Origin of the sequence: Microbacterium hatanonis, from assembly GCF_008017415.1 — a bacterium.
In the GTDB taxonomy this organism is placed as follows: domain Bacteria; phylum Actinomycetota; class Actinomycetes; order Actinomycetales; family Microbacteriaceae; genus Microbacterium; species Microbacterium hatanonis.
In genome coordinates this window covers 1,377,461-1,391,893 of sequence record NZ_VRSV01000001.1, presented here as the reverse complement: position 1 = coordinate 1,391,893, position 14,433 = coordinate 1,377,461, and the positions used below count along the sequence as shown (strand labels likewise).

The 14,433-nt window shown below is 62.8% G+C and carries 11 protein-coding genes, 1 tRNA gene and 1 pseudogene; 8 read left to right on the top strand and 5 right to left on the bottom strand.

From position 1 onward, the window contains the following. Positions 1–184: 184 nt before the first annotated feature. On the bottom strand, positions 185–1,381 hold the full coding sequence (locus FVP77_RS06655; RefSeq protein WP_147893781.1) for a helix-turn-helix domain-containing protein: 1,197 nt from the start codon (positions 1,379–1,381) through the stop codon (positions 185–187). A gap of 110 nt (positions 1,382–1,491) precedes the next feature. On the opposite strand from FVP77_RS06655, the gene FVP77_RS06650 reads away from it, so the two are divergent. From FVP77_RS06650 to FVP77_RS06625, 6 genes are all read left to right on the top strand, one after another. Continuing rightward, on the top strand, positions 1,492–3,711 hold the full coding sequence (locus tag FVP77_RS06650) for a glycoside hydrolase family 2 protein (RefSeq protein WP_147893780.1): 2,220 nt from the start codon (positions 1,492–1,494) through the stop codon (positions 3,709–3,711). Positions 3,712–3,777: 66 nt separating this feature from the next. Next, a complete protein-coding gene (locus FVP77_RS06645; protein ID WP_147893779.1) occupies positions 3,778–5,052 on the top strand; it encodes a family 1 glycosylhydrolase in 1,275 nt (424 codons plus the stop codon). A gap of 83 nt (positions 5,053–5,135) precedes the next feature. After that, positions 5,136–6,575: an MFS transporter gene (locus FVP77_RS06640; RefSeq protein WP_147893778.1), complete on the top strand. Its 1,440-nt coding sequence runs from the start codon at positions 5,136–5,138 to the stop codon at positions 6,573–6,575. Continuing rightward, the gene (locus FVP77_RS06635; protein WP_147893777.1) at positions 6,538–7,539 is read left to right on the top strand and encodes a Gfo/Idh/MocA family protein; all 1,002 of its coding nucleotides are present in this window, start codon (positions 6,538–6,540) and stop codon (positions 7,537–7,539) included. Before FVP77_RS06640 ends, FVP77_RS06635 begins: the two co-directional genes overlap by 38 nt. A 37-nt stretch (positions 7,540–7,576) precedes the next feature. After that, a complete protein-coding gene (locus FVP77_RS06630; RefSeq protein WP_147893776.1) occupies positions 7,577–8,392 on the top strand; it encodes an SDR family NAD(P)-dependent oxidoreductase in 816 nt (271 codons plus the stop codon). Positions 8,393–8,407: 15 nt separating this feature from the next. Then, positions 8,408–9,613, top strand: a complete 1,206-nt coding sequence (locus FVP77_RS06625) for an alpha/beta hydrolase (RefSeq protein ID WP_147893775.1) — start codon at positions 8,408–8,410, stop codon at positions 9,611–9,613. A 398-nt stretch (positions 9,614–10,011) separates the two neighbouring features. Here the strand turns inward: FVP77_RS06625 and FVP77_RS06620 are convergent. Continuing rightward, positions 10,012–10,359, bottom strand: a pseudogene (locus FVP77_RS06620) (hypothetical protein); the annotation flags it as partial. Here FVP77_RS06620 and FVP77_RS06615 point away from each other — a divergent pair. Both FVP77_RS06615 and FVP77_RS06610 read left to right on the top strand, forming a co-directional pair. Further along, positions 10,342–10,878, top strand: a complete 537-nt coding sequence (locus tag FVP77_RS06615; protein ID WP_222707700.1) for a hypothetical protein — start codon at positions 10,342–10,344, stop codon at positions 10,876–10,878. The pseudogene FVP77_RS06620 and the gene FVP77_RS06615 sit on opposite strands and share 18 nt — an antisense overlap. Before the next feature lie 173 nt (positions 10,879–11,051). After that, positions 11,052–12,242, top strand: coding sequence for a hypothetical protein (locus FVP77_RS06610; protein ID WP_147893774.1), 1,191 nt, complete (start codon positions 11,052–11,054; stop codon positions 12,240–12,242). A gap of 315 nt (positions 12,243–12,557) precedes the next feature. On the opposite strand, the gene FVP77_RS06605 is transcribed toward FVP77_RS06610, so the two are convergent. From FVP77_RS06605 to FVP77_RS06595, 3 genes are all read right to left on the bottom strand, one after another. After that, a complete protein-coding gene (locus FVP77_RS06605) occupies positions 12,558–13,625 on the bottom strand; it encodes a tyrosine-type recombinase/integrase (RefSeq protein WP_147893773.1) in 1,068 nt (355 codons plus the stop codon). Next, complete coding sequence (locus FVP77_RS17155) at positions 13,622–13,861, bottom strand: helix-turn-helix transcriptional regulator (RefSeq protein WP_147893772.1); 240 nt, start codon at positions 13,859–13,861, stop codon at positions 13,622–13,624. The genes FVP77_RS06605 and FVP77_RS17155 overlap by 4 nt, the downstream gene beginning before the upstream one ends. 473 nt (positions 13,862–14,334) lie before the next feature. Beyond that, positions 14,335–14,407: transfer RNA gene (locus FVP77_RS06595), tRNA-Val, on the bottom strand. Positions 14,408–14,433: the final 26 nt, after the last annotated feature.

The window sequence follows — 14,433 nt, the reverse complement described above, 5'->3', positions numbered from 1 at the left end:
GCTATCGCCGCGCAAACGATTCAAGGAGTCGTGTGTGCGCATGGCAGCCAGTGAGTGGCCCCAACGTACGTCCGATCAAGCTGATCGCAACGCAACGCATCGCGTGCGGGCTTCCACCTGCTCCACGTACAAGCGCCCCGTCACGACGCATTCCTATTCGGTGGTTGGGCCGTTTCGTTGACGCTCACGGCATGGATGTGCGCCTGTACTCCGTTGGCGTCATCCCCGTCACGGAGCGAAAGACTTTCACGAAGTAGTTCGCATCGAGATACCCTGTCGCTGCCGCGATGTCGCGTACTCGGTCATCTGTTTCGGTGAGCAGAGTTGTGGCGGCTGAGATACGTTCGCGGGCGAGGAACTGCGAGATCGTGAGACCTGTCTCGGACTTGAATCTGCGGCCCAGATGCTCCGACGAGATCTTGAGGTCAGAGGCGAGTTCCGGTTGTGTCGGAGGACCAACTAAGTCCGATGTCAGCCTCGACACAGTCTTCCTCACCAGAGGGGAATAGGGCAGGGCCCGCTGTTGTCGGACGAGAGTGCAGAACTCACGGACCATTCGGTCAACTTCGGCGTACTGGTCTGACCGTCCCGGCGTGAGTCCCACGCGATGCAGCCGCTGGGCGAAGCTCTGGGACACCGCCTCGATGGTCGTTGGAGCAAGGCCGCCGCGCTGCGCGGCGATGCGGCACATGATTCTCAGGATTGTGGGAGCGAGGTACGGGATCGACAGATAGGGGAAAGAAGTGGGAAGGGTGCTGAGGCGCCGCAGTTCGGCTAGAGCTTTCACATCGTCGCCCCGCGAAACGGCGCGCATGAAGGCCTCTTCGCTCGCGTGCCGGTCTGCAATGGCACTATACGATCCCGCCGCGCCACGGGATGACGGGGCTGACGGCGCAGTGGGGCCATCGAGGGCAACTCGTTCGAAGCCGAGCTGACCCGAGAAGGACCCAGTGAGAAGAACGGCTGCGCTCCGCATGACAAACTCTGAGTCGACGATGGGCAGGCCTGCCCGCCAGATGCGATATCGGGTGTTCAGCGAGGGGGAAGCGCCCAGCGACCGCAACGTCTCGCGATCTTGAGACTCGTTGGTCGACGCATCGGTATAGGGGCCGATCACGACGAGAGAGTCGTCGCCCCAGAAGAAACTCAGCGTGGCGCCCAGCCGATCGCGAAGCTCATAGACGGTGTCGTGACGCAGGCGTTGCACTAAATCGCTGAGGTGCTCCGCCGTCAGGTAGTGCTGAAGCGTGTCGTGAACGCGCAGTGTGTCTTCAAGCTGTGTGAACAGCACAAGCGGGTCGCGCGTGACGTGAACGCGACAGCCCAACACGGCTTCGACGGTGCCTTGGCGGGCGGCGAATTCCGCTGAGCGTGCATCCACGGTGTCTCCATTCTTCTACGAAACACGATCTCATTCTATTTCCGTCCGATTCTGGTTCGTACTCTAGTGCGATGAAACACAGCGGGCAGCGCTGCACGAAAGGACGGACTATGACCCCCGGGCTCCGGCACTCCACGGTTTTCAACGACGGTTGGACGTTCGTTCCGGAAGAAGTCGATCCCTCGTCCGCGGGCGGTATCAGTGGGGAGGCGGTGACCCTTCCGCACACCTGGAACGCTCAGGACGGGACTGACGGTGGCAACGACTACCGTCGCGGCGTGTCCTCGTACATCAAGCAATTCGCTGCTGCCGATGACGACCAACAACGATGGTTGGAGTTCCGCGGCGTAAACTCGTCCGCCCGCGTGTTCCTCAACGGCACACTTGTCGGCACTCACGAGGGTGGGTACTCGACGTTCCGCGTCGACCTCTCGGAGGTGGTGGCCCCGCAGAACACCCTCGTCGTTCTCGTCGACAACGGCCCGAACGAGACGAGCTATCCGCAGCGTGCCGACTTCACCTTCTATGGCGGTGTCTATCGCGACGTCTACCTCATCGAAGTCCCCCGGGCACATTTCGCACTGGACGACTCGGGTGGTCCGGGGGTGGTGGCGACTGTGCATCTTGACGGAGCGAACGCCAGCGTGACGCTCAACGCGCAGGTGTCCGGCGGCGACGCCGTCCACTTTTTCATCCATGGCGTCGGGGAGGTCGTCGCTCCCGTCACCAAAGGCGTGGCCACGGCATCCGTCGAGATCGCGAGCGTTCGCCGCTGGCATGGAGTGCGTGATCCCTACCTCTACTCGCTCGAGGCGACACTTCTCGTCGGCGAACAGGCCGTCGACGACGTCGCCTTGCGTTTCGGATGCCGAGAGTTCGCCGTGGACCCGGATCGGGGATTCATCCTGAACGGCGAGGACTATCCGCTTCGTGGTGTGTCCCGACACCAGGACTGGGAGGGCGTTGGCAACGCGATCACCGCCGAGCATATGGACGCCGATCTCGAACTTCTGCGTGAACTCGGCGCGACGACCGTGCGACTCGCGCACTACCAGCACGATCAGGGCTTCTACGACCGATGCGATGAGGCCGGCATTGTGGTGTGGGCGGAGATCCCGCAGATCTCCGACTTCCTGCCCCTTGGAAAATCGGACGCAGAACGACAGCTGACCGACCTCATCGTTCAGAACCGTCATCACGCCAGCATCGTGTGTTGGGGCCTGTCGAACGAGATCACGATCACCCGCAATACGCCCGAGATCCTGACCGCGCACCAGGAGCTCAACGCGCTCGCGCATCGCCTCGACCCCACTCGTTTGACGGCCATTGCGAACGTGTTCGTGCTCGATCCCTCCGACCCTCTCGCGACGGTCACCGACGTGATGAGCTACAACATCTACTACGGCTGGTACGTCGGAGACTTCAGTGACAACGAGAAGTGGCTCGACGAGTTCCGTGCTGAGCATCCCGGAGTAGCCGTCGGCATCTCCGAATACGGCGCGGACGCGAACCCGCGCTTTCAGACAGCGAACCCGGTGCGAGGCGATTACTCAGAGCAGTTCCAAGCGGCCTATCACGAGCACATGCTCACAATCATCGCGGAGCGTCCTTGGCTCTGGGCTACCCACGTCTGGAACCTCGCGGACTTCGGTGTGGATGGCCGCAACGAAGGCGAGTTTCCAGGACGGAACCAGAAAGGTCTGGTCAGCTTCGACCGCTCGCTGAAGAAGGATGCGTTCTACCTCTACAAGGCTGCCTGGTCGACGCAACCGTTCGTCCACATTGCTGGACGTCGATACGAGGATCGAGCAGAGGAGGTGACGCAAGTCACCGTCTATTCGAACTACGACGAAGTCTCGCTGTGGTGCGATGGTCAGCTCGTCGGTCAGCAGTCGGGGACGCGGGTCTTCCGCTTTCCTGTGCCGCTCTCGGGCGATCACGAACTGGTCGCACGTGCCGGGGACACCTCCGATTCGATCCGGATTCGTCGCGTCGCGACGCCGAACGAGCAGTACTCGATGGAAGTCGCGGAAGTGACGAACTGGTTCGAGGCGGACGAGCTTCCGGCCCCAGACGGTTTCTACTCAATCCGGGACACGCTCGGAGACATCAAGCAGTCTCCTGGAGGCGCTGCGCTGATCGAGCAGCTCATGTCTCGGATGGCGGGCGGTGCAAGTCATGTTGCCGAGAACATGATGACCACGGAGGTGGCCCAGTATGTGCTCAGCCGGATGACCTTCCAGGCCGTTCTGCAGCAGGCGCCGGGGTCAGTGTCTAGGGAACAGGTCTCGGCGCTCAACGCCGCTCTGAATCAGATCTCTCGAGTTTGAACTTACTGAGTCGCTGGCGTCTCCGTTGAGAACGCACCGACTCGCCGAATGAAAGAAGGACTATCAATGACGAATTTTCCCACCGGCTTCCTCTGGGGAGCTGCCACCGCCGGACACCAGATCGAAGGCAATAACGTCAACAGTGACTGGTGGGAGCGTGAGCTGACCTTTCCCGGCATGGAACTCTCGGGCGATGCCGTTGACAGCTACCACCGTTTCCGCGAGGACATCGACCTTCTCGCCGATGCGGGGCTCACGACCTACCGCTTCAGCCTTGAATGGTCCCGCATCGAACCTGTGGAGGGGCGCTTCTCGCGCGCCGAGCTCGCCCACTACCGCCGGGTGATTGAGTACTGCTTCTCACGGGGAGTCGTGCCCTTCGTGACCCTGCAGCACTTTACGACTCCCCGATGGTTCGCGAACGACGGCGGCTGGACCTCGCCCAGGGCCAAGGAACGCTTCCTGAGCTTCGTGACCGAGGCCACGACGATCCTCGACGGCGTCGAGTGGGTAGCGACGATGAACGAGCCGAACATGCAGGCGGCCATCATGACGGCGATGCGCCGCATGTCCGAGACCCAGGGCGGTCAGTGGCAGAGCCCGACTGTCGATAGCGACACCGAGCGCGAGGGCGGCGGGGAGACGAAGCTCGAGAAGAAGCAGCATGGCGCGTTTCTGCAGGACGCCGACCCCGAGATCGGTCGCACCTTCGTGGACATCCACCACGCAGCGCGCGAGATCGTGCGTGCACAGACGAAGGCGAAGGTGGGCTGGACCATCGCCGCGGGCGCCTTGACGGCAGCTCCGGGAGGGGAGGAGAAGCTGAAGCAGATCCGCTACGGCAAGGAGGACGTCTATTGGGAGGGTGCCCGGGGCGACGACTTCGTCGGAGTCCAGGCGTACTCGAGTCAGCAGGTCGACGCCAACGGACTCGTCCCGCACCCGGCGCATCCCGACAACACGCTGGTCGGAACGGCGTTCCGACCAGACTCGCTCGCGATGGCGGTCCGCCACGCGTGGGAGGTGTCGGAGGGTGTGACCGTCATCGTCACTGAGAACGGAATCGCGACCGCTGATGACGCGCAACGTGTTCGCTACACCGACCTGGCATTGCGCGGCCTGGCGGAAACCATCGCCGACGGTATCGATGTTCGCGGCTACCTGCACTGGAGTCTGCTCGACAACTTCGAATGGGGACACTGGGCTCCGACCTTCGGCCTGATCGCTGTCGACCGCGACACGTTCGTTCGAACACCGAAGCCCAGCCTCGCCTGGCTCGGTGACGTGGCGCGCGGAAACCGACTCGCCCTACTCAGAAATTCAATCCCGCACGCAGGATAACGAAGCACCCGCTGCGTTGCCGTTCGGTACCAAACAAGGAGGTTTGAAATGAAAGCTGCGATATTTTGGAATGGGAGCCCGGCATGACCGATCCCATCGTCAAGCAGGAAAGCGAGGACGAGCGCTGGACGTCCGCTATCGCGGTCCACTACGACTCCAAGAAGCGGCTCTCTCGCTACATTCGCGGGTACCTGTTCCTTGCTATCGCTATCGCTGCTATCTGGACGTCCTCACAGGGCATTCTGATGCCCAACCAGGTCCAGATTCTTCAGTTCGGTCAATTCTTCTTCGGTCCGGACGCCGGAGTGGACCTCCAGGCGCTCACCGAGCTGGGAAGAGCGGTCGCTGCCGGTGACATTCAGCCCACCGCGGAGCAGACCCGACAGCTTGCGCTTCTCTCTGACTTCGAGGCGTCCCGCGCAGCGGGCCTGGCGTTAGTCACAACAACCAGCGCAATCGTCGTCATGATCCTTCAGCCGGTCATCGGCGTCATGTCCGACCGAACTCGCTCCAAGGCTGGACGACGTGCCCCGTGGATCCTGTACGCGGCGCTGGTCGGCGCAGTTCTACTTGTCGCAGTACGCTTCGCTCCGTCGGTGGCGGTCCTCGTCGTGCTCTGGACCCTGACGGAGCTCGCGTTCAACGTCGCTTCCAATCCACTCCAGGCCACGGTCGCGGATCGTGTGCCGCGTGACCGTCGAGGGCGGGTGACGTCCTGGACGAGCATGGGATCGATCATCGGTGGCCTGATCGGTGGAATCGGCGCGGGTGCCTTGTTCGGTCTGATCGGGTTGGATTTCTACCTGATCCTGGCTCTCGTCGTGGTGATCGCGGCCGTTCTGTTCGTGACGAGAAACCGGGACGAGAGTTCCGTCGAACTCGAACGGGACAAGTTCGCGTGGAAGCCGTTCCTCCGCGGATACGCCAGCGCGTTGAAGGCGCCGAACTACCGCTGGCTGTGGATCTCCCGAGCCCTGTTCTTCTTCGGGTACAGCACCACGACGGTTCTGAGCCTCTACATGCTGCAGAGCTACATATCGCCGGCCCTGAGCGCGACGCAAGCCTCCGCCACCGTGCCGCTGCTGGGCTTGTGCGGAATCCCCACCACGCTCATTGCTGTCGCGGTATCTGGCCGGCTCTCCGACCGGATCGGACGTCGCAAGCCGTTCGTGGTCGTCGCATCCATCCTCATGGCGATATCTCTCTCTATCCCGCTCATCTCCCCAACGCTGCCGGCGCTGTTCATCCAGGTCATCATCACCGGCGCAGCATTCGGCATTTACATTCCCGTCGACAACGCGATGTTTATCGACTTTCTGCCCGACCCCGCCCGAGCCGGACGTGACCTTGGTCTGGCCACGGTCGCGATGAACCTCGGGCAGGCCCTTGCCCCGGCACTCGCTGCCGTTGTTGTCGCGGTGACGGGCGGGTATCAGTTCGTCTGGGTGGCGGCGCTTGTGCTTGTCGCGTTGGCGACGCTGACCATTGCACCCATCAAAGAGAAGCGCCACACGCTTGCTTAGATGGGGGTGCATTGGGACGGGCGACATCTCCCACCGCGTGATCTCGGATCTCCGTAGTACCGGCGCCGAGACCATTGCGGTGTGGGGACGTTCGTCCGACCGAGCGGTGGAGTTCGCCCGGAAGCATCGAATCGCGGTGTCGTCAGGCGATCTCTCCAGCATTCTCGCGCGTGACGACATTGACATTGTTTACGTTGCGACGCCCGCTCACACGCACACTGCTATTGCCCTCGAAGCCATTGACGCGGGCAAGCACGTTCTCATTGAGAAGCCGATAAGCACATCCGCAAGCGACGCCGAGAAGCTGTTCTCCCGCGCCCGGGCAGCCGGACGGTTCCTCATGGAAGCGATGTGGATGCGATTCAACCCATTGCACGTCGAAGTCCTCGATCGCGTTCAGCGCGGTGAGCTCGGGGAGATCAGCAGCGTTCGTGCAGGATTCGGCACCCCATTCCATGCGCGCCCTGGCAAGGCTCGGCCGGAGGACGCAGGCAGCGTACTCCGCGACCGCGGCATCTACCCTGTGACACTCGCGCACTGGTTCCTCGGAACCCCGCACATCGTTCGTGCTCAAGGGGTGATCTCCGAGGGCGTGGACCTCTCCGGACACGCCACACTCGAACAGAACGAGGGAGGGTTCGCCCAGATCGCTTGGTCAGGGACGGAGTTCCTCGACCTCTCGGCAGCCGTCAGCGGAGCGAGAGGCTGGGTCACCCTCGAGTCCATGTTCTGGGCAGGGTCCGATGCGTATTTCCACGCCGGCTCCGCGGAGCGCATCTTTCAATCGCCCGAACACCTGCATCATCCCCGGAGCGGAAATGGGTACGGCCCCATGCTCCGCGCAGTCGCCGACGCCGTTGCATCCGGACAGCTGGAACATCCATGGCACAACGCTGAAACAACCATTTCCGTCACCCGCACGCTCGATCGCATCCTCACCGACATCTCATCCAGCTCGCGCTGACGCCGAGCGGGAGCACATAGACACATCAAGGAACTACATGAACATCTCAGGCAAGGTTTTCGTCGTCACGGGCGCTGGCAACGGCATCGGACGCGAGGTCGCACTTCGACTGCTGGCCAACGGCGCATCGGTCGCGGGCGTGGACCTGAACCAAGAGGGTCTAGAGGCGACAGCCGGGTTGGCATCGGCTGGAAGGCGATTCACAGCGCATGCAGTGAACATCACCGACCGCGCCGCTGTGGCTGCTCTTCCGGACGAAGTCTTAAGCGCTCACGGACAGGTCGACGGGGTCGCGAACATCGCCGGCGTCATCCAGAAGTTCGTCAAGGTCGCCGATCTGCCGTTCTCCGAAATCGAGAAGGTGATGAATGTGAACTTCTGGGGTGTCATCAACGTCTGCAAGGCCTTCTTGCCTCACCTCATGGCCCGCCCGGAAGCGTCCCTTCTCAATGTCGCGAGCATGGGGTCGTACGCGCCCGTGCCAGGTCAGGCGGTCTACGGTGCTTCCAAGGCCGCCGTCAAGCTGCTCACCGAAGCGCTCTACGCAGAGCTGCTTGACACCAACGTTCACGTCACTGTCGTCTTCCCCGGCGCTATCAGCACAGGAATCGCAGCCAACTCCGGCGTTGACCTAGGCGGCGATGCTTCCTCAACCAAGAGCACGCACAAGACAACAAGCCCGCAGGAAGCCGGCCGGGTCATCGTGGACGCGATCCGCAAGGACCGCTTCCGGGCCACGATCGGGCCCGACGCAGCCGCAATGGACCGTCTGGCGCGACTGAACCCCAAGTTCGCAACCACGCTCATCGCGAAGCAAATGGGGGACCTCTTGAAGACCGAACCGGCAGCCTGAAAGCGGGTGCTGAAAATGGACCAGACAACCGCCCTGACTCTTGTCGGTGCAGAGGAGCTCAGCCCGCGTCTGCGGGAGATCACGCTTCAGACGAAGGCGCTCGCGACGCCCGTCGACTTCCCGCTCGGCGCGAATCCGAGTGGCGAGACGAAGGTGAGAGTCCTTCTCCCCGCCAACTACGGTAACCACGCCGACCGACGCTATCCGGTCCTCTACCTTCTCCACGGTGGCACCGAAAACTACACCGCCTGGACAACACCGGATGCAGGCGGCCGTACCGAAGAGCTCACGGAAGGTGACGAGCTCATCGTGGTCATGCCGGACGGCGGCTTCGCAGGTGGCTACAGCGACTGGTACAACGCCGGATCCTACGGCCCACCACAATGGGCGACCTACCACCTGGACCAACTCATTCCGTGGGTCGACGCCACCTTCCGCACCATTGACGACCGGTCCGGCCGGGCCATCGCGGGACTGTCGATGGGAGGAGCAGCTCTGCGCTACGCGGCCTACCGCCCAGACTTGTTCTGCGCGACCGCCAGCTTCTCCGGCGACATCGACATCCTGCAACCCGAAAGCGAGTGGCGAAACGACGGAAAGTTCGTCGCCGGACTGATCTGGGGCGACCCCGATCAGCAAGAGCTTCGCTGGCGACGCATGAATGGGCCAGACCTCGCCGCGAACCTCGTGAACACCGATATCGCGCTCTACGCCGGCGACACCGGCGCGCCGGAGTCGACGTTCATCTCCGCGGCGGCCGAGGCAATGCACTCCCGCCTTCTGGAGCTCGGCATCGAGCACCACTACACGCGATATGAGGGGTACGGTCACGACTGGCAGACGTTCAACCGCGCATTCGGCGAATGGCTTCCCCTCATGCGCACCGCGCTGATCGAGGCTGACCCGGCGCCCGGTACGTTCGTGTATGAAACCGCCGACAAGCACTTCGAGATCTTCGGGTGGCGGGTCGACTTAGACGGCGCCGAGGGCTTCACACGGCTTGAGAAGCATTCAGACAAGCGGCTCACGCTGAACGGTGTCGGAGATGCCACAGTTTCCTTTCCTCTGCAGATGGGCCGTGACGGGCTCGCGGCGGTGACCGTCATCGACAGCGATGGTGACGAGCGCGCGCTCAAGGTGACGAGCCCACGCGACGGTTTGGAGCGATCGTCGGTGACCGTCAGCCTGCAGGACGGTGCAGCTGAGGTCGTGTTCGGGTGAGGGCGCCAGCAGACGCGGCGTTTTCGAGGGCGCGAACCGCCCGGCCGGCCAAGGTGCCTGCGAAGGAACAGATGTGAGCATAGGGCTCTGGCCGATGGATCGCTCGACGCCGTTTCAGCATCGGTGCGCGGAACTCAATCTGTAGATACCGCGCGAGGTGCTCGCCGGTGGCGGGCGCTGCGAATCGACCGCGTTGCGAGACATCAGCTGACTAGGACGCGAACGAAATGGGTCGGCGTGCTCCCGACGTTGACGTAGGAGTAGCTTCGTGCGCTGGACTAGGCGGCGTGCTCTCCCGGTAGCAGATCGGCGCGCCGACATGCGTTGAGCCTCGGTCGAACGGGCAGCGCTCGCAAGCCTCACCCGAGCGGGTTATGCGTGATGATTCGAGTCGTCGGCTCTCCGGGCCACGCGGTCTGACGTGTCGCTCTGTCGCGGTCGAGGCGTGAGCCGCAGGCGGCGACCCAGTCGTGCAGGCGCTCTCGCGCTTCGGCGAAGTCCTGGTGCCAGCCGAGGGGAGCGGAGCCATGCTGCTCCTCGTCGTAGGCGCACAACCAGTGCGGGTGGAGGGCGGAGAGCTCCCAGACCAGTTCGGAGTGTCGGTGCCACAGCGGCGGGATGATCGACGGTCCGAGCCCGTAGGTGCGGCGCAGCCAGTTCACCCACCTGTCGAGTTCGACCCACTCGAATGCCGCTCGATCCGAGGTGAGCACGTTCCAGTTCACCGGGTGGGGCACGCTCGGCAGGCCATCGGCCTCAGCTTCGGGGCGGTCCGGCGTCGGTGGCTCGAACTCGTAGCCGGGAAAGTGAAGGACGGGCCACAGGTGCCCTGGACGGACGTCGCCCGCGACATGTACCGAAACGGCTACGACCTCCGACACTTTCTGACGATGGGCATCGTCCCCGCGGCTGTCGAAGTGATCATCCGGGCGTACTGGATGCTCGACGCTCTCTCGACTGGGAAGACCGCCGACCAGCGAAATCTGGAGATCGCTAAGCTCCGCTCGATGCTTCTGCTTGGCCACACTGTCGCGACGTCCGGAACGCTGGTCAAGACGGGTCTCGTCTTCGGAATGAATCCGGCCGCGCTCAACTACCCGCAGCTGCTCGCGATGGTGCCCGCAACGATCGCCTGGCTCAAAGAGTCGATTGCTCGCCAGCAGCGCATTGGTAGCGCGCTTGAAGCCGAGTGGATGGCCCTCATAGCCGAAGACAGCAGATTCAGAAACTCAGAAGTCCCTTCGGATCGAACCGGCGACAGCTGATCGTCAACACGTGCGGCGCGCCGGCAGGCGGATGTCATCACGCCTGGCCGCTATCCCAGAGAGTTCCCGATGTTTCTCTATCCCCAAGGAGACCCCGACGTGATCCCGAGCAGGTTAGCGAAGCGCTCCATGACGCGCGGGCAGAGCTCGCGCGCGCCCGAGACATGCGTTCAGTGCTCACCGATCTTCCGGATTGGGCTCGCTCCGCCTGGGTAGGGCGAAAGCTGCTCGACGTAGGAAAGAACGAGGAAGCCCTCCGCGCGCTGTGGACAGAGATCGATATGGGTTGCCCGTGGTATCTGATGCAGGCGAGATTTCTCGCCGAAGCGCGTCTCGAGGGCTCCCTCGGGCATCCGGAAGCGGCGATCGATCGACTCTGTATGGCCGTTCAACCGCCGGCAAATGACCACTGGGACCCGGACCTGTACGTACAGGCGCTCTATGAGCTCGCCACGATCGAAGCTCATAATCCCCAGATCGACTCGGCTCTGAGGCGAGCGGAGTGGGCGACCATCGCGTTTGAGGTCGTCGACAGCGTGACCTGGTGGTCCTTCGTGCCGTGGTGGGATGAGTCGAAGCAGCAGAGACTCCGCGCAATCATCGACGCAGCCGATCCGCGTCCCACGCTCGTCGATCACAACCCGAAGGCATCCTGGCAGCACGACATCGCAGACCCTGATCACGAGATCCGAAGTCTCGAGCATTGGCAGGACGAGCTCATGGGGCTCGAGGAATCACTCGTCGCGACTGTCACCATGTCGGAGTTCAACGACTCCGGGCTTCGCCGTCCCTACGCCGACGAGATCGCAGAACTTTGGTCCGAAGGCGACCCAGCCCGCACAGCCGCCGACGTGAGTGACCTCCTGCTGGACGCCTACCGACCGCAAGAGTCGGACGAGAGCGACCTGCAGGACGGTGACACCGAGAGGCCCTACTGGCATGATCCGCTTGCCCAGACGGAACTTGAGGCGCTTCTCGCACGTGCGTATGCAGCGATGGGAAGACCCGACGCGGCCGATGCCGCGTATGCTCGCGCCTTCAACGGGTACAAAGAAGCGTCCGGCTGGGTCCTCCAACTCGACGCGCTCACGGACGGCCGCATTCTGGCAGCCTTGGGCGAGGTGGATCGCGCCTTCGACAGGCTTTGGGAATCCGTCCGACGATTCAATTCGCCGTTGGGAGACCTTGATCTCGCGCTCGAGGCGCTCTGCGAGCTCGCCAACCTCGAACGGCCGTCGCCGCGGCATCCGTCGCCGCGGGACTGGGCAATCGTTGCGAAGGCGATGGCCTCGGCTGAGGGGTCGTGGTCGCCGGGGCCGTGGTACGAATCGTTCAGCGGTCGGGTGGATCGCCTTGCTCGGTAGTCTCGCTGGGAGTGGCGTTTCGTTCGAGGACTTGAGATGTAGACACAAACTCGACGGTTCAGGTACCTCGAGTTCGCTCCAGAGGCGTCCAGATTTCTCGAAGTCCAGTCGCGTATGCTGGCAGTCACCACCACCGGAGTGAAGCCGAAGGGCCAGATTCCGGGGGTTCTGGTACGAAGCGAGACCATCCGGGCCTGTGGCGCAGCTGGTAGCGCACCTGCATGGCATGCAGGGGGTCAAGGGTTCAGATCTGGGAACATCCGCGGGCGGATTGGCGGCACGGCGTACGAAGGTCGGACGACCGCGGGGTTGTCGTTACTCATCCGTCTTTCGCGCGAGCCTCTCAAGAGCGGCGAAGTCACTTGCGTCACCGACGTAGTGGCTGTAGATGTTCAGGGTGACGGTCGGACTGGCATGACCAAGCCACTTGCTAACGGTTGTCAGTTCGACTCCTGCTCGAAGCCATTCTGTTGCGGCGGTGTGCCGAAGGTCATGGAATCGATGATCCTGACTGGTATGAGCCCAATGCACGTCCCTCTTGAAGTTCGGAGCCGTAATAGGCAGACCGCGCGACGAAGTGAACAGGTGCTCGTCCGGCTGCTTTCCCTCGATAAGCGACAGCGCAATTTCGCGGGCCCGCGGGACTAAGGGCACACGACGCCCGACTTCCGACTTCGTCGTCTTCTCCGGGTAGCGTTCCGACTTCGAACGAACGACGAGAAGCCGGACGGGCTCATCAAGCTTGACGCTGCTTACCCGCAGGGCAGCAAGCTCACCCCAGCGCAAGCCGGTCAGCCCAGCGAATTCGGTGACCAATACGTAGGCAGGGTTGAGCGCGCGTTGCGCCGAGAGGGTCCGCGCGAGTTCGTCACGAGAGAAGGGCGAGATTGCCCTACGTGTCGATTGAACCCTTCGTGCGGTCACGCGGCTGTCCCGCACCGTGTGGGTACGGAGAATCTCGCTCCTGATAGCCCACGTGTAAACGGACGACAGCGTGTCACGAATACGCCGCACTGTGGATTCGGCGAGTCCCGCGTTCAGGAGATCTCGGTACATCGTCTCGAGGAGCCGCACTGAGACTGCGCTTGCAGGTCGCCGACCCAGGCGCGGGTCCAGATGGGTTCGAATGTGTTGTTCTGCAAGATCGTAGGACTTCGGGTTGCTGACGCTCTTGGTCGCTTCCAGATACTGCTTGAAGAGATCTGTCATCTGGACGTCCGCACGTCGAGGATCTACCCAATCGCCAATCTGGAGCAGGCGAGCCTGCTCGTTGTGCCAGGCTTCGGCGTCACGCTTGAGGTTGAACGTACGAGAGGCCATCGAGTGCCCCTTTGAGTAGACGCGCGCACGCCACTTTCCGTTGGGGCGCTTCTCCACGCTCATGAGTCCCGTCCCAGCGTTGCGTCGCCGGCCGCCGTGCTGTGCGCGAGGCCATCGAGCCAGGCATCGATATCTGAAGGGCGAAACCGGAGATTGCGACCGATCTTGAGGGACGTTGGGCCAGCACCTCGCGACAGCAATTGATACATGGTGCTCGCCGGAGTCTGCGTGTACTGGCACAGATCACGGAGTGTGAGAAGGGTGGACGGGGGCTTGGCCGAGGCCTTGAACGTTGTCATGACAGACCTATGCGCGGCCGCAGGAGAATGCCGTGACACGAACGCCTGGCGCCGTCCGATGATGGCCCGCGTACTCGTCACTCCTCAGGTGAGTGACGAGCCTTATCAAGGGAGCCTCGTCTCATAGACCCCGGCTCTATGGGTCCTCTGACAGTCGAGCGGAGAGAGCGTAGAGGAGCCGGGCTAGTCGCCCTGACCGGCAATGCCCGGAGGTTTGCGCGGGGCGCACGAATATCCGTTGGAGTCTTGCCAACAACGGCATCCACGCTGACGCTAAGGGCGGACCATTGTGCGGATGGTTGCGAACGGTTGCGGCTACGCGCGGACCCTTGCGAACATTTGCCATTGACGCCCACCCCAGGGGCGTGTCCTGGCGGTGAAACACACCCCTGTCACACCCCGCGAAAATGTTGTGTTCATTTTTTGGGACGTCGTGCGCGAAGAAAATGGCCCCTGACCTGGGCTTTTATTTGTGGGCCCTGCCGGGATCGAACCGACGACATCCACGGTGTAAACGTGGCGCTCTACCAGCTGAGCTAAAGGCCCTCGAGATCAGTCTAAACGGGCGTGGC